This window comes from Chamaesiphon polymorphus CCALA 037 (assembly GCF_003003845.1).
GTDB lineage: Bacteria > Cyanobacteriota > Cyanobacteriia > Cyanobacteriales > Chamaesiphonaceae > Chamaesiphon > Chamaesiphon polymorphus.
Window position 1 is genome coordinate 1 of sequence record NZ_PVWO01000027.1, and the last position, 24,309, is coordinate 24,309.

The 24,309-nt window shown below is 46.6% G+C and carries 32 protein-coding genes; 5 read left to right on the plus strand and 27 right to left on the minus strand.

Annotation, left to right across the window (positions count from 1 at the left end; genetic code table 11):
• The first annotated feature begins 110 nt into the window (after positions 1–110).
• From C7B77_RS03770 to argF, 3 genes are all read left to right on the plus strand, one after another.
• The gene (locus tag C7B77_RS03770; RefSeq protein WP_106300524.1) at positions 111–653 is read left to right on the plus strand and encodes an HD domain-containing protein; all 543 of its coding nucleotides are present in this window, start codon (positions 111–113) and stop codon (positions 651–653) included.
• Between the two features lie 144 nt (positions 654–797).
• Positions 798–1,970, plus strand: coding sequence for a 1-deoxy-D-xylulose-5-phosphate reductoisomerase (gene dxr / locus C7B77_RS03775; protein ID WP_106300472.1), 1,173 nt, complete (start codon positions 798–800; stop codon positions 1,968–1,970).
• A gap of 132 nt (positions 1,971–2,102) precedes the next feature.
• The gene (argF, locus tag C7B77_RS03780) at positions 2,103–3,026 is read left to right on the plus strand and encodes an ornithine carbamoyltransferase (RefSeq protein WP_106300474.1); all 924 of its coding nucleotides are present in this window, start codon (positions 2,103–2,105) and stop codon (positions 3,024–3,026) included.
• Positions 3,027–3,179: 153 nt separating this feature from the next.
• Here argF and C7B77_RS03785 read toward each other — a convergent pair whose 3' ends face one another.
• The 7 genes from C7B77_RS03785 to prfA all read right to left on the minus strand — a co-directional run bounded on the left by C7B77_RS03785 (position 3,180) and on the right by prfA (position 9,796).
• Positions 3,180–3,491, minus strand: coding sequence for a hypothetical protein (locus tag C7B77_RS03785; RefSeq protein WP_106300476.1), 312 nt, complete (start codon positions 3,489–3,491; stop codon positions 3,180–3,182).
• A 113-nt stretch (positions 3,492–3,604) separates the two neighbouring features.
• Positions 3,605–3,913: a hypothetical protein gene (locus C7B77_RS03790; RefSeq protein WP_106300478.1), complete on the minus strand. Its 309-nt coding sequence runs from the start codon at positions 3,911–3,913 to the stop codon at positions 3,605–3,607.
• A 108-nt stretch (positions 3,914–4,021) separates the two neighbouring features.
• Positions 4,022–4,333 (minus strand): hypothetical protein, encoded by a 312-nt coding sequence (locus tag C7B77_RS03795; protein ID WP_106300480.1) that lies wholly within the window; start codon positions 4,331–4,333, stop codon positions 4,022–4,024.
• A gap of 333 nt (positions 4,334–4,666) precedes the next feature.
• Complete coding sequence (locus tag C7B77_RS03800) at positions 4,667–6,577, minus strand: GTPase family protein (RefSeq protein ID WP_106300482.1); 1,911 nt, start codon at positions 6,575–6,577, stop codon at positions 4,667–4,669.
• A 42-nt stretch (positions 6,578–6,619) separates the two neighbouring features.
• Positions 6,620–7,714 (minus strand): PCRF domain-containing protein, encoded by a 1,095-nt coding sequence (locus C7B77_RS03805; protein WP_106300484.1) that lies wholly within the window; start codon positions 7,712–7,714, stop codon positions 6,620–6,622.
• A 156-nt stretch (positions 7,715–7,870) separates the two neighbouring features.
• Positions 7,871–8,392, minus strand: coding sequence for a macro domain-containing protein (locus tag C7B77_RS03810; protein ID WP_106300486.1), 522 nt, complete (start codon positions 8,390–8,392; stop codon positions 7,871–7,873).
• Between the two features lie 306 nt (positions 8,393–8,698).
• On the minus strand, positions 8,699–9,796 hold the full coding sequence (gene prfA, locus C7B77_RS03815; RefSeq protein WP_106300488.1) for a peptide chain release factor 1: 1,098 nt from the start codon (positions 9,794–9,796) through the stop codon (positions 8,699–8,701).
• Between the two features lie 660 nt (positions 9,797–10,456).
• Between prfA and C7B77_RS03820 the strand changes: the two genes are divergently transcribed.
• Positions 10,457–10,924, plus strand: a complete 468-nt coding sequence (locus tag C7B77_RS03820) for a hypothetical protein (RefSeq protein ID WP_146138172.1) — start codon at positions 10,457–10,459, stop codon at positions 10,922–10,924.
• 124 nt (positions 10,925–11,048) lie between these two features.
• Positions 11,049–11,729, plus strand: coding sequence for a tetratricopeptide repeat protein (locus C7B77_RS03825; protein WP_146138173.1), 681 nt, complete (start codon positions 11,049–11,051; stop codon positions 11,727–11,729).
• 362 nt (positions 11,730–12,091) lie between these two features.
• Here the strand turns inward: C7B77_RS03825 and rpmE are convergent, their stop codons facing one another.
• The 20 genes from rpmE to rplN all read right to left on the minus strand — a co-directional run bounded on the left by rpmE (position 12,092) and on the right by rplN (position 24,234).
• Positions 12,092–12,343, minus strand: coding sequence for a 50S ribosomal protein L31 (gene rpmE / locus C7B77_RS03830; protein ID WP_106300494.1), 252 nt, complete (start codon positions 12,341–12,343; stop codon positions 12,092–12,094).
• A 183-nt stretch (positions 12,344–12,526) separates the two neighbouring features.
• Positions 12,527–12,934 carry a 30S ribosomal protein S9 gene (gene rpsI, locus C7B77_RS03835; protein ID WP_106300496.1) on the minus strand — a complete coding sequence of 136 codons (408 nt, stop codon included), beginning with the start codon at positions 12,932–12,934 and terminating at the stop codon, positions 12,527–12,529.
• 2 nt (positions 12,935–12,936) lie between these two features.
• On the minus strand, positions 12,937–13,389 hold the full coding sequence (gene rplM, locus C7B77_RS03840; RefSeq protein WP_106300498.1) for a 50S ribosomal protein L13: 453 nt from the start codon (positions 13,387–13,389) through the stop codon (positions 12,937–12,939).
• Between the two features lie 121 nt (positions 13,390–13,510).
• Positions 13,511–14,353, minus strand: coding sequence for a tRNA pseudouridine(38-40) synthase TruA (truA, locus tag C7B77_RS03845; protein ID WP_106300500.1), 843 nt, complete (start codon positions 14,351–14,353; stop codon positions 13,511–13,513).
• Between the two features lie 39 nt (positions 14,354–14,392).
• Positions 14,393–14,743, minus strand: a complete 351-nt coding sequence (gene rplQ / locus C7B77_RS03850) for a 50S ribosomal protein L17 (protein WP_106300502.1) — start codon at positions 14,741–14,743, stop codon at positions 14,393–14,395.
• A gap of 146 nt (positions 14,744–14,889) precedes the next feature.
• Positions 14,890–15,873 carry a DNA-directed RNA polymerase subunit alpha gene (locus C7B77_RS03855; RefSeq protein WP_106300504.1) on the minus strand — a complete coding sequence of 328 codons (984 nt, stop codon included), beginning with the start codon at positions 15,871–15,873 and terminating at the stop codon, positions 14,890–14,892.
• Positions 15,874–16,031: 158 nt separating this feature from the next.
• Positions 16,032–16,427 carry a 30S ribosomal protein S11 gene (gene rpsK, locus C7B77_RS03860; RefSeq protein WP_015161736.1) on the minus strand — a complete coding sequence of 132 codons (396 nt, stop codon included), beginning with the start codon at positions 16,425–16,427 and terminating at the stop codon, positions 16,032–16,034.
• Positions 16,428–16,719: 292 nt separating this feature from the next.
• Positions 16,720–17,103, minus strand: a complete 384-nt coding sequence (gene rpsM / locus C7B77_RS03865; RefSeq protein WP_015161735.1) for a 30S ribosomal protein S13 — start codon at positions 17,101–17,103, stop codon at positions 16,720–16,722.
• 166 nt (positions 17,104–17,269) lie between these two features.
• Entirely contained in the window at positions 17,270–17,383 is a 114-nt protein-coding gene (rpmJ, locus tag C7B77_RS03870) for a 50S ribosomal protein L36 (RefSeq protein ID WP_015161734.1), read from the minus strand.
• Positions 17,384–17,524: 141 nt separating this feature from the next.
• Positions 17,525–17,752 carry a translation initiation factor IF-1 gene (infA, locus tag C7B77_RS03875; RefSeq protein WP_041548398.1) on the minus strand — a complete coding sequence of 76 codons (228 nt, stop codon included), beginning with the start codon at positions 17,750–17,752 and terminating at the stop codon, positions 17,525–17,527.
• A gap of 134 nt (positions 17,753–17,886) precedes the next feature.
• Positions 17,887–18,450: an adenylate kinase gene (locus C7B77_RS03880; protein WP_106300506.1), complete on the minus strand. Its 564-nt coding sequence runs from the start codon at positions 18,448–18,450 to the stop codon at positions 17,887–17,889.
• Between the two features lie 109 nt (positions 18,451–18,559).
• Positions 18,560–19,906, minus strand: coding sequence for a preprotein translocase subunit SecY (secY, locus tag C7B77_RS03885; protein WP_106300508.1), 1,347 nt, complete (start codon positions 19,904–19,906; stop codon positions 18,560–18,562).
• A gap of 193 nt (positions 19,907–20,099) precedes the next feature.
• Entirely contained in the window at positions 20,100–20,543 is a 444-nt protein-coding gene (gene rplO, locus C7B77_RS03890) for a 50S ribosomal protein L15 (protein WP_106300510.1), read from the minus strand.
• A 135-nt stretch (positions 20,544–20,678) separates the two neighbouring features.
• Positions 20,679–21,272 (minus strand): 30S ribosomal protein S5, encoded by a 594-nt coding sequence (rpsE, locus tag C7B77_RS03895; protein WP_245894041.1) that lies wholly within the window; start codon positions 21,270–21,272, stop codon positions 20,679–20,681.
• A 24-nt stretch (positions 21,273–21,296) separates the two neighbouring features.
• Positions 21,297–21,659, minus strand: a complete 363-nt coding sequence (gene rplR, locus C7B77_RS03900) for a 50S ribosomal protein L18 (protein ID WP_106300512.1) — start codon at positions 21,657–21,659, stop codon at positions 21,297–21,299.
• A gap of 8 nt (positions 21,660–21,667) precedes the next feature.
• The gene (gene rplF / locus C7B77_RS03905) at positions 21,668–22,213 is read right to left on the minus strand and encodes a 50S ribosomal protein L6 (RefSeq protein WP_106300514.1); all 546 of its coding nucleotides are present in this window, start codon (positions 22,211–22,213) and stop codon (positions 21,668–21,670) included.
• A 154-nt stretch (positions 22,214–22,367) separates the two neighbouring features.
• The gene (gene rpsH / locus C7B77_RS03910) at positions 22,368–22,769 is read right to left on the minus strand and encodes a 30S ribosomal protein S8 (protein ID WP_106300516.1); all 402 of its coding nucleotides are present in this window, start codon (positions 22,767–22,769) and stop codon (positions 22,368–22,370) included.
• A gap of 116 nt (positions 22,770–22,885) precedes the next feature.
• On the minus strand, positions 22,886–23,431 hold the full coding sequence (gene rplE, locus C7B77_RS03915) for a 50S ribosomal protein L5 (RefSeq protein WP_106300518.1): 546 nt from the start codon (positions 23,429–23,431) through the stop codon (positions 22,886–22,888).
• 86 nt (positions 23,432–23,517) lie between these two features.
• Positions 23,518–23,862, minus strand: a complete 345-nt coding sequence (rplX, locus tag C7B77_RS03920; protein ID WP_106300520.1) for a 50S ribosomal protein L24 — start codon at positions 23,860–23,862, stop codon at positions 23,518–23,520.
• A 3-nt stretch (positions 23,863–23,865) separates the two neighbouring features.
• Positions 23,866–24,234 (minus strand): 50S ribosomal protein L14, encoded by a 369-nt coding sequence (rplN, locus tag C7B77_RS03925; protein WP_106300522.1) that lies wholly within the window; start codon positions 24,232–24,234, stop codon positions 23,866–23,868.
• Positions 24,235–24,309 lie beyond the last annotated feature (75 nt).

A 24,309-nucleotide genomic window follows, 5' to 3' on the forward strand; every position in this document is an offset into this window, starting at 1 on the left:
TTAAGGTTACAGGCTTGCTCATTGTCAAACTTTAACCCAATTTGACTACCTCTCTCCAAAATGAGCGAACCGTGAGTAGTAGAACGAGTAAATTAAAAAGCAAGACAATCGTGACATCTAGCTGGAATCGAGAACTATATATCAAAGCTTGTCAATTTGCCGCGCAAGCTCACCTGGGACAACTCGTCCCTGGCTCCGACTTGCCATATCTACTGCACTTGAATCTTGTAAGCATGGAAATTCTCGCCGCGCTCGGTGCCGAAGCTGGGCACGACGGCGATTTGGCGGTGCAATGTGCCTTGCTGCACGATACGATCGAAGATACCGATACTACCTACGATCGAATTGCGACAATTTTTGGCGTCCGAGTAGCCGATGGGGTAGCGGCTTTGAGCAAAAATCCCGAGCTAGAGAAATCTCAACAATTATTAGATAGTTTGCACCGGATCGAACGCCAACCGAGGGAAATTTGGATGGTAAAATTAGCCGATCGCATTACCAATCTTCAGCCACCCCCCATCCATTGGGATTCAGCCAAGATCCGCCGCTATCGGGAGGAAGCGATCGAAATTTACACCCACCTGCAATCGGCGAGTCCCTTTCTAGCTAAGAGACTTGCCGCAAAGATTCAAAACTATCCACCTAAAACCTAAAACCTTGCTTGGTGAAACACATGCGGAGGAGACCTCCGCGTGATTTCATCCGCAAAACCTAAAGCCTAATTTAATCGATCGATCCCCGAACGCCGTAAAATGATAGAGATTAGATAACTCTTTAAAAGATCGGCAACATAAATTGTGAAAGCGATTACTTTACTCGGCTCTACTGGCTCGATCGGGACTCAAACCCTAGATATTGTCGAACATAACCCCGATAAATTTCGGATTGTCGGATTGGCTGCGGGTAGCAATGTCGAGATATTAGCTCGGCAAGTGCGCCAGTTTCGTCCTGAAATTGTGGCGATTGAAAATGAAGCCAAGTTAACTGAGTTAAAAGACGCGCTTTCAGATTTAGATTATCGTCCGATTATCGTCGCTGGCTCGCAAGGCACGATCGAAGTTGCTGGTTATGGCGACGCTCAAAGTGTCGTCACGGGGATCGTCGGTTGCGCTGGACTCCTACCGACAATTGCCGCCATTACCGCAGGCAAAGATATCGCCCTAGCAAATAAAGAAACCCTGATTGCAGGCGGCCCTGTCGTGCTACCCTTGGTCGAGAAACATGGGGTCAAATTACTCCCCGCCGACTCCGAACATTCCGCCATTTTCCAATGCTTGCAAGGCGTTCCGGCTGGTGGCTTGCGCCGGATTATCCTGACAGCTTCCGGTGGTGCCTTCCGCGATCTCCCCGCCGAAAAATTAGCCTCAGTCACCATTGCTGATGCGCTCAAGCACCCCAATTGGTCGATGGGACAAAAAATCACGATCGACTCCGCGACCCTGATGAACAAGGGTTTAGAGGTAATTGAGGCGCATTATTTATTTGGATTGGATTATGACGATATCGAGATCGTCGTCCACCCGCAAAGTATCATCCACTCCCTGATCGAAGTCCAAGATACATCCGTCCTGGCACAATTAGGTTGGCCGGATATGCGCCTGCCCTTACTATATGCCATGTCCTGGCCAGAGCGCATCCCTACCAACTGGGAGAAATTCGATCTCGTTAAAGCTGGCGATCTGACATTTAGAGCACCCGATCGAGTTAAATATCCTTGTATCGAATTAGCCTATGCCGCCGGACGTGCTGGCGGCTCTATGCCAGCGGTGTTAAATGCCGCTAACGAGCAAGCGGTGGCACTATTTCTAGCCGAAAAAATTCATTTCCTAGATATTCCTAAAGTCATCGAAAAAGTCTGCGACAAACATCGCACCGATTTTACATTAACACCTAGTTTAGATGATATTTTAGCTGCCGATATTTGGGCGCGCCAAATGGTACTCGAATTTAGTCAACAGGTTGTTGCATGAGTAGTCTATCGAGTGTGAATTTTAGCTAAATTGTCGCGAATCAAACTGATATTCCGCTGTCAACGAACTCATATGCTAAGATTAATTCTTTCCCTGTTTGATTAAAATACTAGTTGTTTAAGGGTCGATCGCATGAGTGGTTTAAAGGGTCGAGATTTATTGAGCATGACTGATTTGAGTGCCGATGAGACACTCGCCCTCCTCCAACTGGCCGCAGACCTCAAACAAGGCAAGATTAAACCCAACTGTCGTAAAACACTAGGACTGTTATTTTACAAAGCTTCGACGCGGACGCGAGTGAGCTTTTTTGCAGCAATGAGTCAGATCGGCGGACAAGTCATCGATCTGAATATTGGAGCGATGCAAATCGGTCGTGGGGAGCCATTAGCGGACACGGCAAGGGTATTAGATCGCTATTTAGATGTCTTGGCAATTCGCACCTTCGAGCAGATGGATGTAGAGACTTTTGCTAAATATGCCCAGATGCCTATAATTAACGCCCTGACAGATTTAGAGCATCCCTGTCAGGTGTTAGCCGATTTACAAACAGTTCAGGAATGTTTCGGACAGTTGGCAGGTTTGAAACTGGCTTACTTAGGCGATGGCAATAATATGGCACACTCGCTGATGCTGGGCTGTGCGACGGTAGGCATGGATATTTCGATCGCCTGTCCGGCTAATTTTACACCCGATCCGCAGATTATCGATCGGGCTAGATCGATCGCCACTAGCCAAGGTACGCAAGTTGTTATCACTCGATCGCCTCAAGAAGCCGCAGCGGGGGCACAAGTCGTCTATACCGATGTGTGGGCGAGTATGGGTCAAGAGACCGAATCAGATGCCCGGATGCCCGTATTTGCGCCCTATCAGGTCAATCAAGAACTGTTGACCCTTGCCGATCCTAACTCGATCGTGTTGCACTGTCTCCCCGCCCATCGGGGTGAAGAAATTACCGATGATGTTCTTGAAGGTGCAAGATCGAGAGTTTGGGATCAAGCGGAAAATCGGATGCACGCTCAGAAAGCTCTGCTGGTGAGTGTATTGGGTGCTGAATAAACCTTGAAGGAACTCACGCTGACGGCTGGAGATCGATCGGAAAATCCGAACAAAGTCAAATCGCTCATTTACGTAAATTAGTAAATGAGCGATTTGAGTTAGAAAGAGTTATTAAACAAATTTAGATTTAAAACCGATTGCCGCAGTCAAATCTTAGTAGCGGCGGGGGTTGTAGCGAACGTTGTTGATGTTGCTGTCGTTCTTTTGATCGACACGGTTGCGGTTACCAAAAATATCCACACCTTGGGAGTTATCATTGCTGCTGCCAGTGTTTTCAAAAGTCGAACGACCGATGCCAGTATTGCGAATGACGGAAGTGTTGCGTTGGTTGACAACGTTTTTGTCGCCAGTAATAACAGTGGTTTGTTTGCTAGTGTTGGAGCTAGCAGTATCGGCATGAGCGGGAAGAGTCAGACCTAATGTAGCAACGCCTAAACCGAGAACGAGGATAGATTTGAAGTTCATGAGCTGAGTATTCCTATTGTATGAGTGAGTGAATCGATCGACGAAAGTAGAATTAAATATGGTCGGCTGGACGGTTGCCGCGTAACTCCGCTGACAACCGCAGTCAAATCTGATTAGCGGCGAGGGTTGATGCGAACGTTGTTAATGTTGCTGTTATTCTGTTGATCGACACGGTTGCGATTGCCGAAAATATCGACACCTTGAGCGTTATCATTGCTGCTACCAGTGGCTTCAAAAGTCGGACGACCGATGCCAGTATTGCGAATGACGGAAGTGTTGCGTTGGTTGACAACGTTTTTGTCGCCAGTAATGACAGTGGTTTGTTTGCTGGTGTTGGAACTAGCAGTATCGGCATGAGCGGGAAGAGTCAGACCTAATGTAGCGACGCCTAAACCGAGAACGAGGATAGATTTGAAGTTCATGAGCTGAGTATTCCTGTTGTTGAGTAGTGAATTAATTAACTAAAGTCGAATCAAACATTGCCAGATTGGCGGTTGTCAGTGAAGTGAAGTGACAACCACAGTCAAATCTTAGTAGCGGCGGGGGTTGTAGCGAACGTTGTTGATGTTGCTGTCGTTCTTTTGATCGACGCGGTTGCGATTGCCAAAAATATCGACGCCTTGGGAGTTATCATTGCTGCTACCAGTGTTCTCAAAAGTCGGACGACCGATGCCAGTATTGCGAATGACGGAAGTGTTGCGTTGGTTGACGACGTTTTTGTCGCCAGTAATGACAGTGGTTTGTTTGCTGGTGTTGGAGTTTGCAGTATCAGCATGAGCGGGAAGAGTCAGACCAAGTGTAGCAACGCCTAAACCGAGAACGAGGATAGATTTGAAGTTCATGAGCTGAGTATTCCTATTTAAGTAGTGATGTTTTAGTGTTTACTTACACTCAAGACAACAAATATTAGTGAGTTAATTTCGGAAACTTCGAGATTTAATTTAAACTTTAATCTGTGTTTTCGAGGTGTTAACTGTGTGTTTGTGTTGTGTCTTTTGCGTTCGTACCAATATCTACATATCGATGGATTCACTTTCCAGATATCTTGCTAAATAAAATCGAGATTATTTCAAAATATTGTTGAAATGCTTGCTATGAATAGGTTTTAGCTGGCGCAAAAATTTACCGATCGAACTATCGATCGCCCGAATAGAGGATGAGTCACAGCTAAATCGCTAGATTGTCGATCGGTTATTAGCCTGCAAATAGTACTCAAATCGCTCCTGAAATTGCTCTGTACTTAGCGATCGCGTCCAATATTCCACGAGTGCATGACCGAAAGCATAGGCATTGAGATTGGGAGCGGCAGAGTTATTTAGTAATAACGGCCAGAGCGATAACAAGTCGAATTTAATCGCTTTATTTGGGCTGGTATTCAAGAGCGAGTGCAGATCGTAGGCCATTTGTAACTTGCCGACGACCACAGGCAACTGTTCGACGGGAATTTGCGCGGCGAGTAATTGCGCCAGCGCGGGAGAGCCAGTCGTCATCGTCGAGATAAATTCTAGCACCGGACTTTTGAGCAGTTGGGTGAGTCCCTGCGTCGTCGTCATCTGGAGACTATAGCGATCGATAATTTGCGCCGCCGCCACAATCCGCGCATCCAGATTGCTTAAAAAGCGTGCCAACCGAATTTGTTTGCTCGGCTCGATCTTTTCCAGCAAAGCCAACGATAAGGTATCTAAACCCCACGCCGATCGCTCGTTGCTACTATTAACTACAGGCAAAACCAGATCGCAATACTCAGCCAAAAACTCACTCCGATAAGTCGTCGCTTCGCGAATGGCGACTTCTTTAGGACGCGTCCCCCATTGCCAATCATAGGTTGGCGTCCACTCCCGCACCGGACGCACGCGATCGACTTGAGTCACGATCGTAATAACTGGTAAATCTGGAGCCGTTTGCTTTAACTCCTGCAAAAAATCCCGATCCATCTGTAACGCCGGATCGAGCGCGGGAGTAACTAATAAAAGTAAATCCGCAGTACCTGCATATTCTAATACCCGATCGCGTAAATCCTCCCGACTGGCTTGCTCGTAGCCGGGACTATCCCACAGCGTCAGGCTCTCGCCACTAGCACTCTCCCAGTGATAATTTTGAATCTTGTCAGTACTCGGCAAGACATCAACAACAGCTAAATCTGCCGCAAATAAGGTATTAATCAGACTACTCTTACCCGCACCAGTGCGTCCGACTAGTAAAATATCGATCGGTTTTTGCTCGACGCGTTCCTGCGGCTCAGCGGCGACGAGAATCTCGCGCAGAGTTTGAGTCGTTACCGCTGCTGGAGCTTTAGTCGCGATCGCTGGTAAAGCTGGGATCTTGCCACTATATAGAGCCACAGCCTGACGACAGAGGTTCGTTAAGGCCGCTTCGCGAGTCAATTGACCCAAATTGACCAACAACTGCCGATCGGCCTGATTAGCCGACTGCTGAGTGGTCGTTCTGGCGATCGCCGAGACGGGATTGAGTACCCATTGCGCCCAGTTCCACACTTTTAAAAGTTTCTGCGCCGATGGTGCTAATTTTTGATAAGTCTCGTAAGCTTCATACGTCTGGGCGATCGTCACGCGATCGAGTGCGGGTGCGAGTTTCTGCATCCAGGCATCCATATCATCCGTAGTACCCCGAATCAGTCCATAAGCTTGGGTAACATAGATATTCAGCAGCGGATATTTAACTTCGGGATGATAAATCTTAGCAATGGCGACAATTAATTCCTGACACCGCGCCCAAAATGTCGTCCAATCTTCCCAAATCGGTCGATCGAGTTGCGACTCATTAATTACCTGTTGCAGCACTGCGCTGACGCGTTCGGCGGCATCTCCTGTCAGTGGCGTCGCATTCGCCGTTATCGCTTCGAGTTCGCGACTAGCTGTGGCAATGACATCGGCACTTTTCCCGATCGAGGATTGCGTCCAGCGTACCAACAACCACCGCCACCCCACCAACAGCAACGTAAATACCGCCCAAATCCAATTCAATCCCCATTCATGAATTTTGGTACCCGCTGCAATCAGCAGGAAAATGACGACACTCGCGATCGGCGATACTAGAATAGCCCACTGCCAAGGTTTCAACTGCATATTTACCTCTCGATCGTCCCCAATCTGACGATAGCATACTCGTTAGGGCAGTCGATCGGGAAAGAGCATCGTCAATCGCTCCTGTCGATCTTGGGAAATACAACTTTGGATGACTTCCTCAAGATCGCCAAATAGCACCTGTGCTAGACCGAAATTATGGCCTAAACGATGGTCGGTGACGCGGTTATCCTTATAGTTATAGGTACGGATTTTTTCCGATCGAGATCCAGTTCCGACTTGCGATCGACGCATCAAATTTACTTCTTCTTGTTGTTCTCGCAGTTTTAGATCGTACAACTTCGCCCGCATAATTTGGAGTGCGCGTTCTTTATTCTGCCGTTGTGTACGTTCTTGATAACATAAAATACTGATGCCTGTCGGTTTATGGTGTAGATCGCATCCATAAACTTCACGAGGTCTTGGATGTCCTCGAAATCCATAATTATAATGACTAATCTCTAGATCCTCTGCGGGTATATAAAACGTTCCTTCGCTTACTTCTGGCATCACAGAGATCGTTGCTGCCGAAGTCAGCATCTTCTTATTTGTCAATTCTGTGAGTGGATAACGTTGTACTTCATGAATGCCAGATTCAAACTTTAGTTGACCGTATACTCGATCGCCTATTATTTCTAACATAGCTACTTTAAAACCAGCTATTTCTCCCTCTACTGTATAAACAAGCTTGACTTTCCAGCTTTGATTTTCAGCATAGTGGGTATATATCCGCACCAAGTCGCTAGCCCAAATTTCAGCTTCATAGCCACCCGTACGTGCCTGAACTTCCAAAATGACATTTCGATCGTCATGAGGATCTTTGGGCAACAACAGGATTTGAAGTTCGCGTTCGCATTCCTTGCTCTTTTGCTTAAGATTCAAAACTTCAATATTTGCCAGATCGTAAAGTTCGCGATCGGTTTCTGAATCTCGAAAAAGCTGTTCTATCTCGATCGAATCTATTTGAATTTGCTTCCAAAGCCTAAATTTATTTACAGTTTCTTCAAGATTGGTAATAGATTGATGTGTTCGTAGCAAATCTTCATAGCTTAGATCGACTGGGGACTGGAGTTTGGCTATAAGTTCGTCATAATTTTGCTCGATCGATCTCAGTTGTTGTAATAGATGTGGATCTAGCATATTTTATAATGCGATCGAGATACAATACTTTTTGGTTAAGTGGTAGCCCTGTATCGGTTGGGTTGCGCGTTACCGAAGCCTACCGGAGGTAAAGCGAAACCTAATAACTTTAGCCAGCGGTATTTATGGTTGCTGGGTTGAGTCCCGAAATCCAACCTACACAATTAGCTGCTGATTCTGACTCATAAATTCCACATAGGTATGATTTTCGCCTGCTAATTCTGATTCGATAATCTTAGCAATTATCTCCCAATCACCTTTAGCCAAACCTGCACCAATTTTTGGGTACCCAATTCGTTTGCCTGCAAATTTTTGTTTAACCCCTCGAAATACCGATCTAATTGCATCATAGTCAGCTAAAACACCATCTCCTTGCCAATGGAATTGGGTATAGCCATTGACGATCGTAAAATTAAACCCATCTCGATTCTCCGTTCGCGTAGCGTTCCGTAGGAATGGAGAGGCGTTGCCAACGATATCTACAGAAGTAAAAGTACCCAGCTTGGTGCGATCTGCGATCGTTGTCTGACAATCTGCGGCGTAGGCTTCAGGAAACTGCTGTTTGATGGTTAGAGCAATGCCCCTCCCCATTCGACATTGACAATTGCAGCCATGAATAATGACATCAAAGGTTCCTGCTTTGGCTAATTCAATCAGATCTCCGCGTAATATGTTCATGAATTTTTAGAGATCGATCGAGATCGAGAATCTTACAATTAGAATAAACTCATAGAATGAGAGTAACAGCATTCTAATATTGTTAGCTTCGTTTCGGAACCGCCCTCAAATGAATTTGCGGATGCAACCACGCGGAGGTTCCCTCCGCATGTGTTGCACCAAGCGGGGGCTAATAGTAAAAGTCCACTGAAGTGGACTGAAAGATTTCTGCCAGTCCACTTCAGTGGACTTTTGCTATTAGCCCGAACTTATAGTTCAGGGCGGTGCCAGAACGGAGCAACTATCTTTATCCCAAATGTGTGTGATTTAGCCACCAGTAGAAGCTGCTAGCTCGGCTAAACGCTCCTGTTGATCCTGTGAAATACAACTTTGGATGACATTCTCCAGATCGCCAGATAACACCTGCTCCAGACCAAAATTTTGGCCTAAGCGATGATCCGTGGCGCGGTTATCCTTATAGTTATAAGTACGGATTTTTTCCGATCGAGAACCCGTTCCGACTTGCGAACGTCGCATCGAAGTTACTTCCTCTTGCTGTTCCCGCAGCTTGATATCGTACAACTTCGCCCGCAAGATTTGCATCGCGCGTTCTTTATTCTGCCGCTGAGAACGTTCTTCGGTACAGAAGATCCGAATTCCCGTCGGTTTGTGGAATAAATCCGCCGCCGTTTCTACCTTGTTGACGTTTTGTCCGCCAGCACCACCCGATCGAGCGGTACTCATTTCGATATCCTTAGGATCGATGTAGATCTCGACTTCATCGACTTCGGGCATAATTGCCACCGTCGCGGTAGATGTATGTACGCGTCCGCCAGATTCAGTTAGAGGTACCCGTTGTACGCGATGGACGCCAGCTTCAAACTTGAGTTGACTGTATACCTGTTCGCCCTGGATTTCTAGAACGGCTTCTTTAAAGCCGCCCATTTCTGCCAATGTTTCGCTGACGAGCTTGACTTTCCAGTGTTGAGTTTCGGCATAGCGCGAATACATCCGCACCAAGTCCCCCGCCCAAATTCCCGCTTCGTCGCCACCAGTACCAGCCCGAATTTCTAACATGATATTTTTATCATCGTTAGGATCTTTTGGTAATAGTAAAACCTTGAGTTTGCGTTCGAGTTCTTCGCTTTGGGCTTCGAGTTCTCCAGCTTCTAGAGTTGCCATTGCTTGGAGTTCGAGATCGTTTCCCGACTCTTTGACAATCTCTCTGGCTCCGACTAAATCTTCTTGAGTTTGTTTCCATTTGTCGAAGGTTTCGACAACTTCTTCGAGTGCGGCACGAGCTTTGCCAATCCGTTGCATTTCACTGGCATCTCTGGCAATATCTGGATCGCCAAGTTTGCGGGTGAGTTCGTGAAATGTTTGTTCGACGGATTTGAGTTTATCGAGTAAATATGATTCTGCCATGAGTCTAGAGGGTAGAGAGTATGGTGTGTTATCGCACAAACGTAACGCACCAAAGAAAATTTAAAAGAGTGTAGGTTGGGTTGAGCCTTGCTCAACCCAACACTAGGGGTTAGAGATCGATAGTTAGGTCGCTAGAAGTGATAAAAGTGATAAAGAATGAATAAGCGCATACGAATAAATGATAAAGGTTAACTAATCAACAAGATTAAAGTTAGAGTTCAATATCGCCCTTGCATTCTCTTTACTTGTATCTGTTCTTGGTTACTAAACATGTGCATTTGCTATGAGATGAATATGCCTTTAGTTGTGGAATGCGAATGTTTCGCGGCGTTATTGAGGTACAATTTTAATTGTATTATTTACAAACTTCCTCAATTACTGCGGTCGATTGCACTATTGACAGGTATTATAGTAAAAATGTTCGACATCTTTAAATTATTGTGGATTCTTACTAGTGGTGTTCTTGTAAACGTTCTACCTCATCTGCTAGGGTTATATTTTATCTCGCGGAGTGTTACAGAGCTAAAAGTGTTAGGTCAATGTTCAAATGAGAATGCTTTACTGGCAATCGCGGGAGCGATTTTAATAACACCAATATGCTTATCTCACTTGAAAGCAGACAATTACCGTTGAGAGACATATTTAAATAGGAACTCAGTTATGCCCAATGGCGGAATGGACTGCTGCGGAAACTGCTCGTACAATCGAGCCGTGCAAGAAATGGTTCACCCACACTCCGATCGGCACGATCGTTTCGGGGAGTTATCTCATTGTGTCATACGGGATGCGAACATCACTCACCCTTTTTGGACGTACTGTCGGAACTTCAGGCATACTCAGCACCCAGAGGAATTGAATTGCGGTGAGGCTCCGAGGGGATGGATCTATGCAAGTGGCCTCTTCGAGGGGTATGTGCGAATTCCCTGGAATGGTAACAACGAACCCTATGTGCTCGTCTCGGTAGAATGCAGCGTCTGTGGCAGGCAGACACAGGAAGGAATCATGGTCGAGCATGAGAGCATGGAGATCGGGTTTTGCTCAAACTATCACTATGTCCAGTGGTGGAAGACGATTCATGAAGACGATTCGATCGACACAGCGCACTTTGAAATACCGCCAGAAAGATGACTTTACCTGAAAAAAGTACACGATCGCCTCAAGTAAACGGGCGCGTTATCGCGCCAAAAATGTCACCGATTACGGTACTAAATATCGGGCACACACGCTGAATTATAATCATTATCGAAAAGGTATGAAACATTTTTATAAGTTTTCCACATTTCTCTTAATATCTGCAATGGTAGTTGCCACTTTTCCTGCTGTTAGTAAGTCTAAGAGCTTTGCCAATCAATACGATAAGAATACACCACGAAGCAAAAAGATCGCTCAGAGTGTAATATATGGCACTGGTCTTCCATCCCAAAAGATGGCAGCAGAAGGTGAAAGATTATTTTCAGTTTCCCCTGATTTTAAGGCAGCAGTGAAAAATCATAATGCCAAAAACTATAAACAGGCGATCGCATACTATAATCTCGCAATTGCAAAATGGCCTCAGTCTGCTCTTCTCTATTTCCTTAGATCTCAGTGCTTTTATAGTCTGAATCAGGATAATCTGGCTTTTGCAGATGTAAATACTGCCATTAAAATCGCCCCAAATTACCCGCATCCATACCTTTATAGAGGGTACTTATATGGAAGAAATGGTTCATATAGTCTTGCGAGAAACGATTTTAGAACAACAGCTAATCTGGCAATTAAAGACAAAAATACAAGAGTGTATAATTACGCACAACAGGCTTTTGCAGCAACACCATCATCATCTCCTGTTACTGCGTATCCCACCATATATCCTATTATTGTGTATCCCACTATGGAATTTCCGATAATTGCCCCAACTGTTCCATATAATCCATCTTCGACAATTACACCCTAACTTACAAAAGTGACATCAACAACCATACTTCACCTCCTAACATTTATCTGCCTCAAGTCAGGATTCAATTATTACTCTAAAAAATCTTCTGTATCCAGACTTGTAAAAATAGTCAGCTCCCGATCGTTCTGATAGTCATCGAATTCAATGCAATGTTAGCAATTGTTAATCGATCTTCGATCGATAGGGTGGGTAACAATTTAATTATTTCTGTAGTCTCCACGATCTAACCTCGAATAGTATTATAAATATAAACCGAGCAAACCTTTGTCTAGTGACCTTACTGGGGGACTTTTTAAAATTGAAAAACCCAGAGACGCGAAAAGATCGATCGCACCCCTAGGTTTCTAAGATTATTGCAGCTATTTTTTGTCGTCAGCAGCAGCTTCGGGAGCTGGAGCAGTAGTGTCCAACATCCCATATTTTTTGAGGAAGCGATCGACGCGACCTTCGGTATCGATAATCTTCTGAGTTCCAGTATAAAAGGGATGGTTGCCAGACCACACGTCAACGCGGAGTTCTGGTTGGGTAGAACCAACAGTCATCACAACTTCACCGTTGCAATAAACTTTGGCTTCTGGGTACCAAGTAGGATGAATATCAGCTTTTGCCATCTGAATTAGGGGGTAGGTATTAGGTGTTAGATGTTAGGTAGTTGTGACTACCGCTAAATACAAGTAAATTTAAGCTCTAAATAACTGTTCGTCTATAAACCGACGATCTTCAGATCTTTTGCTGGTTGTTGTTTATTCAATTGCGTGAGACTAACTAGCAATAAACAACAAGCAACAATAGATTTAACGTTTCGAGTATTGAGGAGCTTTGCGAGCTTTGTGCAGACCGTATTTTTTACGTTCGACACAACGGGGGTCGCGAGTGAGGTAACCTTCAACTTTCAGAGGTTTGCGGTTGTTAGGATCGAGTTCGCACAACGCGCGTGCTACACCTAGTTTAACAGCATCAGATTGTCCAGTTAAACCGCCACCATGAGCATTAACGAGGATATCATACTCACCTTCTAAGCCGAGAGTTTCTAATGGCGATCTCGCTGTGGAAATGTAGCCACTTTGAAAGTTGAAATAGTCTTCGCCAGTTCTGCCGTTGACTACTAGTTTACCAGTACCAGGGACGAGACGGACGCGGGCGATCGAGGATTTACGGCGACCCGTACCCCAATATACCGCTCGTTGTTGAGTTGCTTCCATAATTATGCTCCAGGAGTAGTATTGATGACTAGAACTTCAGGTTGTTGAGCCGCATGAGGATGGGCGGTACCTGCGTAGACATTCAATTTGGTGAATAGGTGTTTGCCCATCGAATTTTTAGGCAACATTCCTTTAACTGCTTGCTCGATAATCCGCTCTGGGATGCGCACTTGCAGTTTGGAGAAAACCTCTGTCTTCATCCCGCCGGGACGACCAGAATGTCTTCTGTAGACTTTCTGGGTGCTTTTTTTACCAGTGACAACGACTTTCTCAGCGTTGATCACGATAACGAAATCACCAGTGTCGATGTGGGGCGTAAATGTGGGTTTATTTTTGCCACGCAGTACCATGGCGATTTGGCTAGCTAGACGACCGAGGCGTTGGTCTGCGGCATCGATGATGTACCACTTGGCATCAGCCGTATTATTAGTTGGTGGTAAGTAGGTTTTTTCCACGATCTTAATATCAGTTATAGGTTGGGAGCATAGCGACACCCAACAGCGATGAGTGAGTAGCTATGACTGGTGAAAATTGCGGTTGGGTAGCGATCGCCAAACCCAACACTTATAAATATCCCTAAGCTGTCGGCAATAAAAATTGCGGTTGGGTATCGTACCAGACTGACTTAGGGAACGGAAAATCTGGATACCCGACTCGCAGCAAACATAAACCTTTAGCAGGTGCCGAATGCCTGACTTGCGATCGTTGTTCGGTTTGCCAGATTTTAGTGAATTCGGCGATCGATAAATCGCCATTTCCAACTTGAATCAGCAGTCCGACCAACAGGCGTACCATTCCATACAAAAATCCATTGGCTTGAATTTCGATGTGGACGAAGTCTCCCGACTGGTAACAACCGACATCCTGAATATCCACCCAAGAATGCGATCGACCCGAATCCGTCCGATGGAAAGCAGCGAGATGATGGGTGCCCAACATGGGTGCTACAGCGGCTTGCATTCGCTCGATAACCAGCGGTTGTTGATAATAATGCCAACTATAGGGTCGCACGAACAAATTGGGTTGTGCTGCCGTATAGATGGTATATCGATACCGTCGGTAGCTGGCGGAGAAGCGTGCGTGCCAGCGATCGTCAACTGGCGCAGAAGCACGGATGACAATATCATCGGGCAACCGCGAGTTGAGAACTGCTGCCCAACTATTGGCGGGAATCACGCTCGGATTGTCGAAGTGGGCGACTTGAGCCGCTGCATGAACGCCACTATCAGTACGTCCAGCACCGTAGATACTAACCGATCGATCGAGAACTTTGGCGATCGCGCGTTCGATTTCGGACTGGACTGTGCGGCCCTGCGGTTGCTTTTGCCAGCCAAGCAGGTGGGTACCTGAATATTGAATGACTAAAGCGACGCGTTGGCTCGGACTGTTAGTTATGAGTTTGTGGTTTTTAGCAGCCATTGAGTCACAAATAACAGGTGGCGATTGACTAGAGCCACTCTACATCAATTCGATGATGGCCATCTCGGCATTATCACCCCGACGCGGTACCGTGCGGACGACGCGAGTGTAACCACCTTGGCGGTTACCATAACGTTCGGGTGCTTCTTCAAATAAAGCGTGGACGAGGTTTTGGTCGTAAATATAACCTAGAGCTTGACGACGAGCGGCAAGGGTGCCAGATTTAGCTAGGGTAACCATTTTCTCAACTTCTGGGCGCAGGGCTTTGGCCTTGACCAGAGTGGTTGTGATGCGACCGTGGCGGATGAGTTCGGTCGTCAAAGACCGTAACAGTGCTTTCCGCTGGTCGGCTGGCTTGCCCAGTTTGGGCACGCGGCAGCGATGACGCATTGTATTTTTTCCTTGATTTTAATTGGTGTGAACTTGTGGTTGAGATCGCCCTACCCTGGGGCAAGAGTGGGACGAGCAACTGGGGTAAAATGGTCTCGATCAAGACAAACATCGTGCCGAGTTGCTAGTCTTGTGCCCCCGATGCCTCAGACTTTTACTGATTTATCGTGGGGTAGTTTGATCCCCAATCGCTTTTCCAGTGCTTCTATCACCTCCTCTGCCGATTTGAGGCCGAAGTTCTTAATTTCTAAGAGGTCTTCTTGGGTGTAACCCATTAAATCGGAGACTGAGTTAATTTGCGCTCGTTTCAAGCAGTTGTAGGCTCTAACGGAGAGATTTAACTCTTCGATCGGAATTTGGTTGGAGGGATCTTCTTCGTCTGGATATTCTGGTTGGAACGATTCCAAGCTGATGTCCTTGAGCGGATTGAGTAGGTCTACCAAAATTTTGGCGGATTCGCTCAATGCTTCTTGAGGTGTCAGGCTGCCATTAGTCCAGATTTCGAGGATCAGTCGATCTTTTTCGACTGCGCCATCGATCCGCACATCTTCGGTACTATAGTTAACCTGAATAACAGGCATAAATACAGCATCGATTTGGAGTAAATCCATTGCCAGACCTTGTTCGCGAAACTTGTCTACGGAGCGATAGCCTTTGCCGCGCTCGATCCGAAATTCCATTTCCAATTTGCCACCCTCAGCGACGGTAGCTACATATTGGTTGGGATCGACAACTTCCACTTCTGAAGGCAACTCAAAATCGGCAGTTGTCACTTCAGCAGGCCCAGTTACATTCAGGCGACCGATTTGCGGCTGCGAGGTGTAACTTTTGAGCTTGACCTCTTTCATATTCAGCAGGAGTTCTAAAACATCCTGCCGGACGCCGACTAAGGTGGCAAACTCATGATTGACCGTACCGGGTTTGACGCCAGTTTTTTCGTCTCTAATTAATCCAGCTACTCTAACTGCTGTAATTGCCGTCCCTTCTAAGTTGGATAGCAACACGCGCCGAAGCGAGTTACCGATCGTGGTACCTTGACCTCGATCGAGCGGTTCTAGAATAAACTTACTATATTGACTTTGATTTGACTCGGTCTTAGACTCGACACACTCGATCTGAAACTGCGCCACAGAGTGACCTCCCTACCCAGTTTGTACTTACATTTAAACTTTTTACAGACGATCGCCTTGCAGCGATACTATCCCTTTCTAACCTAACAATTTGCAATTCATAAGTACGGTCGTCGCCACCAGTGGCTACAGTCGCACCCATAAACTCCAATTTGTATCTAAACTCTCCGCCGTTTTGGAGGACGGCAGCCATTGTGAGGAATTGGAGTGACATCGCGGATTAGGGTAATTTCTAACCCCGCACCTTGGAGCGCACGAATCGCAGTTTCACGACCCGCTCCAGGCCCGCTGACCATCACTTCAAGCTGCCGCATTCCTTGATCCATCGCCCGCTTGCCAGCACTTTCTGCGGCTGTCTGAGCGGCAAAGGGAGTACCTTTTTTCGCGCCTTTGAATCCACTAGAGCCACTAGAAGCCCAGGAGATACAATCGCCATTAGCATCAGAAATAGTGACGATCGTGTTGTTGAATGTTGACTGGATGTAAGCTACTCCGTTAGGAACGTTGCGCTTCTGCTTTTTAGGGCCAGTCTTTTTACTAGGTTGTCGAGCCATGTCGGTCTATGTTTAGAAAATATCAATGAGGTAATCGATGTTAATCCACTGCGGTCGAGTTCGATGTGTCTAAGAGCGAAAGGCTGCGATCGAAGTTGCGTCCGGTAGTATAATCGTCCGCTCATTCTTTCGGCTGCCAGATGCGTCCATATCCAGTTATGGCAAGAGTTATAAACACGCTAATTGGCGAGGAGCAACCAGCCGACTGACTACCATTAAATCTGGTAAACAAGAACGGGAGTTACTAATCGCCAATTGGCTATTGCTAGGTTGCCACAACCATCGAACCATGTTATTTCTTACCGGGAGCTTTTTTCTTCCCAGCGACGGTAGCGCGACGACCGCGACGAGTACGTGCGTTTGTGCGCGTGCGCTGTCCGCGAACGGGTAATCCCATGCGGTGTCTGCGTCCCCGATAGGAGCCGATATCGATCAATCGCTTGATGTTCATCGATTCCCAGCGACGTAAGTCACCTTCGATCTGATAGTCGCCTTCGACGCGCTCCCGCAGGAGGGCAACATCAGCTTCTGAAAGATCTTTTACTCGCGTATCCGGATTTACACCCGTTTTTGCTAATACTTCTTTGGCGCGGGTTAGACCGATTCCAAAGATGTATGTCAGACCGATCTCCACGCGTTTGTCGCGGGGGAGGTCTACACCTGCTATCCGTGCCACACTTGTTTCTCCAATTTACTTTGCTCTGAAGGCGATCGAGGGGATGAAAAGGTTTGGTTTGGGACTAGTGCAACTCGCCCATGCCATCGTTTCCATTCGATCGCCATTTAATCTACGAATCTACGTTGTTGGTGTCAATGACTAACTAGCAACTTGGACTAGCCATCTAACCTTGACGTTGTTTATGTTTCGGGTTGGCACAAATGACCATAACCCGACCGCGCCGACGAATAACGCGGCACTTTTCACAAATCTTTTTGACAGACGCTCGGACTTTCATGCCAATTTTGTCAACACTGCAAGCTTAATATTATAACATTTTTCACATAATTGTCAGTAGCGATCGCACGACAATTTTGCTGGAGACGATCCACCAGATGGCGAAAGGACTAAAATTTAGGGGATGGCGCGGAAAATATAACTATTTTTTATTACGCAGTCGGTAGGTAATCCGCCCTTTACTGAGATCGTAAGGGGTCAGTTCGACCTTGACTCGATCGCCAGGAAGAATTTTAATATAGTTGCGACGAATTTTACCAGAGATGTGGGCTAAGACGTTAAACCCATTATCTAGATCGACTCGAAACATGGCATTAGGCAAGGACTCTGTGACCGTGCCCTCCATTTCAATCAAATCTTGTTTAGACAAGTAATATTTACCTCAAATAGGACGATTAAATTTAGTCGAAAGTCGAACGGCGGGTAGCTCGATCGATTTTCAACGTCTACTTCTAGTTTAACAGGGGCGAGGAGATTGGCGGAGACGCTGTAATCTTGAAGCCTTTAGTTAACTAACTTTTCTAGTTCCTCGGTAACTGTGGCCAAGTCTCGATCGCCGTCAACGCTGCGTAAAACGCCTTTGTGCTGGTAGAAATCGATCAGTGGTGCAGTTTGCTCTTCATACACTACCAACCGCCTGCGAATCACATCCTCGGTGTCATCGGGACGATTTTGAATCTTGGCTCGATCGAGCAATCTTGCAACTAATACCGATTGCGGTACGCTCAGATCGATCGCCAGATCGTAACTTTGACCGATTTCTGCCAGTAATCGATCGAGAAATTCTGCTTGAGCGACATTGCGCGGAAAACCATCTAAAATCCAACCCGTGCTGGCATCATCTTGGTTCAATCGTCCGCGAATCATATCTAGCAGCAGCGAATCGGGGACGAGTTCGCCCTTATCCATATAAGATTTAGCCTTAACGCCTAAATCCGTCTGTTCTTTAACTTCGGCGCGTAAAATATCACCTGTAGAAATATGGGCAATTCCACACGATTGCGCGAGGATCTGCGCTTGGGTGCCTTTACCCGCACCGGGGGCACCGAGAAAAATGAGTCTAGTCATGGAAGTGAATAGTGAATAGTGAATAGTGAATAGTGGGGTGTAAGTAGTATGGAAAGTGGACGAATTATTTAGAATTAATCGCTATCCACTATCCACTACTCACTATCCACTAATCCTTACTGTTGACCATCCCTTCGTACCGTTGCGAGATCACGAGGGTTTGGACTTGTTTGGCAGTGTCGATGGCAACGCTGACTAAAATCAAGAGGGATGTAGCACCGAAACCTCTGAAGGTACTGACTCCGAGCGCACTTTCGATCGCAGTTGGTACGGTAGCAACGATTCCCAAAAAGATCGCACCCAGTAGTGTCAACCGAGCGAGAATTCCTTCAATGTATTTACTCGTGGCTACCCCAGGACGAATACCGGGAATACTTGCACCCATTTTCTTGAGATTCTGTGCCATATCGACAGGGTTCACGACTAGCGAACTGTAGAAATAGCTAAAGAAGACAATTAAGACCACATAAAATGCCACATGTGCTGCCGTCCCTGGTGCGAGGAAATTAGCAGCATTAATCACCAATTGGCTGATTGGGTCGAGGTTACCATCAGCACCGACATTTTTACCAGCAAAGGATGCTAACGCGCTAGGCAAGACTAAGACTGAGGATGCAAAAATAATTGGCATTACCCCACCTTGGTTGAGTCGCAATGGGAGATAACTGGTACGTTCGCGTTGGATTCTGCGTCCGACTTGACGACGAGCAGAGATAATCGGAATCCGGCGAGTTCCCTCTTGGACGAATACGATGCCTACTGTCATCAAAATAAAGACTGCCAACAGTGCGACCGTCCGTGTCAAAATCGAGCTATCGCCACTCTGAGCCAGATCGATCGTATCGCCCAAGGATTTGGGTAATACAGCCACAATGTTGAGGAAAATCAATAGTGAAGCACCGTTACCGATCCCACGTTCGGTAATTAGTTCTGAGATCCACATGACAAACATCGAACCAGCCGTTAAAGCCATCACCGTACTGACTACGAAGAAAGTAGTTTGATGTCCTGGTAGGGCATATTTTTGCAGCCACAGAGCAATCCCGATACTATAAGCAATTCCCCAACCGACGGCGACATAACGAGTGATTTGGGAAATCTTGCGCCGTCCGGCTTCACCTTCTTCTTTCTGAAGTTTTTCTAGTGCTGGTAAAGCCGTCGTCAGTAACTGAATGATAATCGAGGCATTAATATAAGGAATGATGCCTAACGCAAATACCCCAACTGTGGAAAATGCACCCCCTGAGAAAATATCTAAAAAGCCGATTGTTGGGCTATTTTTAATACTTTCTGCGAAGGCTACTCGATCGATCCCCGGTACCGGAATGAATGTACCGAACCGCGCCAAAATCAGCAATCCGAGAGTCACTAAAATTCGACCTCTCAAACCTGCCGCTTGCGCCATCTGCACGAATGTCTCTTGGGCAGATGGTGCCTTTTCTCTACTTGCGTCCATTTAACATACCTCGGCAAATTTATGTAATTTCAAAGCTCAAATATAAAGAACTGTTACCATTATGAACTTAAGTATACAATTTTCCAGTTAATTCTGGGGATTAAAAAAAGAATCCAGCATCGCCAATGGTAGAAAGGCAATGCTGGAGTCCATCTAATTTTTTGTTGGCGACAATTCATCAGATGAAAACATCTTAGACAATTTCGCAACTTCCGCCAGCGGCTTCAATTTTGGTACGCGCTCCAGTTGTAAAAGCTGCGGCTTTACAGTTGAGAGCAACGGTTAGTTCGCCGTCACCCAATAGTTTCAGAGGGCCATCATTGGTAGTAACAATTCCTGCTGCCGTTAATGACTCTAAAGTAACTTCACTATTTGCAGGCAATTCTGATAGTCTACGCACGTTAATTACGGTATATTCCTTCTGATTAATCAGCGGGAAATGTTTTAATTTAGGCAAACGACGATACAGAGGCATTTGACCGCCTTCAAATCCAGGACGGGTAGGACGACCGGAACGGGATTTTTGACCCCGCATCCCGAAACCACCGCTGGCACCTTGTCCGGCAGCAATACCACGTCCGACGCGGCGTTTGCGATGTTTGGAACCCGCTTTGGGTTTTAGATCTATTAATCTCATGAGAGTTGGGAGTTGGGAGTTGGGAGTTGTAAGTTGTAGGTTGGGTAGAGCGTAATGCGAAACCCAACACTCAATAATTGATTGCGTGGATGTTGGGTTTCACATTCGTTCTACCCAACCTACACCTAACACCTGTTATGCAAATAAATCGGCAACAGTCACGCCACGATCTTCAGCAACTTGGTTGAAGCTGCGAAGAGTTTTAAGAGCGTTGACTGCGGCGCGAGCATTATTTAAGGGGTTGCCAGAACCGAGTTGTTTGGCGAGGATGTTTTTGACACCTGCGAGTTCTAAGACCGTGCGGACGGCTCCACCTGCAATTACCCCAGTACCAGGAGCGGCTGGACGCATCATCACGTTAGCACCGCCACCACCACCGACGATCGGATGGGGAATTGTATTAGATTTAGTTAAGGGAATGGTAATTAGGTGTTTTTTACCATCGGCTACGCCTTTACGGACTGCGCCGATAACGTCGCTGGCTTTACCCACGCCAACGCCAACTTCACCTTTCTCATTGCCGATGACGACAATGGCGCGAAAGCTGAGTTTTTTACCACCTTTAACTACTTTACTGACCCGACGGATTTGGATCACCCGTTCTTGGTAGGTAATTTCCTTTTCTTCTTTTTTACCTTTGCCGCCTTTGCCACCGCCTTTACCGCCGCTGCCGCGACGCTGTTCGCCGCCGCTACCGCCACCACGTCGTTCTTGTTGTTCTTGTGCCATAATCTGATATTTGGAATTTATAGGTTAGAAATTCAAGCCAGCTTCACGAGCGGCATCGGCGAGAGCTTGGACGCGACCATGATAGAGATTACCACCTCGATCGAATACTACTAGCTCGATTCCTTTAGCTTTGGCACGTTCGGCAATAAGTTTGCCAACTTCTGTGGCTGCATCAATATTACCACCAGTGCTCAATTTGGATTTGAGTTCGGGTTCGAGGCTAGACGCGGCAACTAGGGTATGTTGCTCGGTATCGTCGATTACTTGGGCATAAATATGTTGGAGGGATCTAAAGACTGCCAAGCGGGGACGCTCTGCAGAACCTTGGACACCTTTACGAACGCGACGGTGACGGCGTTGAACTGCTTCTTTACGAGTTAATTTCATGTTATGTTCTATTTCTTCCCAGATTTACCAGCTTTCCGGCGGACAACTTCACCTTCGTAGCGAATTCCCTTACCTTTGTAAACTTCTGGTGGGCGAACATCGCGGATTTTGGCAGCAGTATTGCCGACTAATTCTTTGTCAATGCCACTAATGGTGACACTAGTATTCTTTTCTTTAGGAACTTCGATCGTAATTCCGGCGGGTGGGTCGATTTTAACGGGTAGACTGTAACCGACGTTGAGAGTCAGAATTCTACCATCGACCGCTGCCCGATAACCGACCCCTTGGATTTCGAGTTTCTTTTGGAATCCAGTGGAAACACCTTCAACCATGTTGGCAACCAGCGTCCGGCACAAGCCATGTTGTTGGCGCGCGGGACGGGATTCATTTGCCCGATTGACCACGATGGTGTCGCCTTCCATGACGACGACTACACCAGATGGAAGTACGCGAGAAAGTTCGCCTTTGGGGCCTTTAACCACAACCGATTGACCGTCGAGCGTGACAGTCACTTTGGCAGGTAAAGGAATTGGACGTTTACCAATTCTAGACATATTAATTATTTACTCCTTGTCAATGAAATTGCGATACGGGACGCGTATGCAAAGATGAATATTTGAGCCAGGGGAGCAAGATTTAGTACATATAAAGTTACTAATTTCTGAAAAATCGCAGGTCGATTTTTACTTACTGCTGGTTGCGCCTCGATTACCAGACGTAACAGAGAACTTCGCCACCCAAGCCTTGTTTGCGAGCCTCGCGATCGGTCATAATCCCACTAGAAGTAGAAATTACGGCAATACCGATTCCGCCGAGTACTTTCGGTAAGTCTTTATGGTTGGAATAGACGCGCAGACCGGGCTTACTCACGCGTTTGAGTGCAGTGATAATCGGTTGGCGATTTTTGCCTTTGTATCTCAATGTGAGAACTAATTTTTTGTCAACCCCTTCGCCTGTCTCTTCATACTCACCGACATAGCCTTCTTGTCTGAGGACAGTGGCAATGCTGCGAGTGAGTTTGGTTGCTGGCAGGTTGGTGGTTTGATGTTTGACGATGCTCGCATTCCGAATGCGAGTCAGCATGTCTGAGATGGTATCGTGTGCCGCCATTTGTTGTTAAGGGTGAAAATTAGTGAATAGTGAATAGTGGAAAGTGGATAGTGAATAGCGGTGAGCTATTGCTCTCCATCGATCCATACCACGATTGCTGCTGTTGCCTGGAGAGGTTAACTGGCGCGGAAGGGCATTCCCATTTCTTTTAAGAGTGCGCGTCCAGCTTCGTCGTTGTCGGCTGTAGTAATAATCGAGATATCCATCCCGCGAATTTGGTCGATTTGGTCGTACTCAATTTCGGGGAAGATCAGTTGTTCGCGAATCCCGATACTGTAGTTGCCGCGACCGTCAAAGCTTTTGGGGCTGATGCCTCGGAAGTCCCGAATCCGGGGGAGAGTCAGGTTGATAAATCTGTCGAGGAAGGCATACATCCGATCTCCACGTAGGGTCACCATGACGCCGACGGGCATCCCGGCACGGATTTTAAAACCCGCGATCGCTTTTTTAGCGCGGGTAACGACGGGTTTTTGTCCAGTAATCTTAGCAATTTCGGCGATCGAAGATTCGAGAGCTTTCGCATTAGTCGCTGCTTCACCTAATCCCCGATTGACGGTAATTTTAATCACCTTGGGCACTTGCAGCACATTGGTATAACCAAATTGCTCCATTAGCTTGGGTGTAATTTCCTGTTGATACTTAGTTTTAAGTTGTTGCGCCATGATATTGGTTTATTTAGGTTCCTGGGCTTGGTCAGGAGAATAATCTGCGACGATCGATCGTCGATAAAATTAGAACTGACAATTAACTAGTCGATAATTTCGCCAGTTTTCTTTAAGATCCGTACCTTTTTGCCTTCAGCATTTACGGTGTAACCGATCCGACTAGCTACGTTTTGCTTGGTCGAATAGAGCATAACTTTAGAGCTATGAATGGGCGATTCAGCAGTATCGATCCGACCGGATTCGCCTTCTTGTACGGGCTTGATATGCTTGGTGCGAATACTGACGCCTTTAACGACCACCTTGCTCAGTTCGGGGAAGGATTGAAGCACTTCACCGATTTTACCTTTATCACTACCGGAGATAACTTGAACGGTGTCGCCCTTCTTGACGTGCATCCGATGCTTAACTTTGGGTTTCTGTCTTGCCATTTTTTAGAGTACCTCTGGAGCCAGGGAAACGATTTTGGTGAAGCTTTTGTCGCGGAGTTCGCGAGCGACAGGGCCGAAAACGCGAGTGCCTCTGGGATTGCCTTCAGCATTGACTATAACGGCAGCATTATCGTCAAACCGGATACTCATGCCACTTTCACGGCGCATAGTATGTTTGGTACGCACGATCACGGCACGAACTACTTCAGATTTTTTGACTGCCATGTTGGGAGTGGCATCTTTGACGACAGCGATAATTGTATCGCCGACACCGCCGTAGGTACGATTACCCGCACCTAGGACGCGAATGCACATAATTTTACGGGCACCGCTATTATCCGCAACGGTTAAATAACTTTCTTGTTGGATCATGGTGATTAGGGAGGGGGAGCGGCTCGCGCCCGTCGGGTTCCCCGACGAGAAAAGCGAGACAAGACAGAGGGGGAG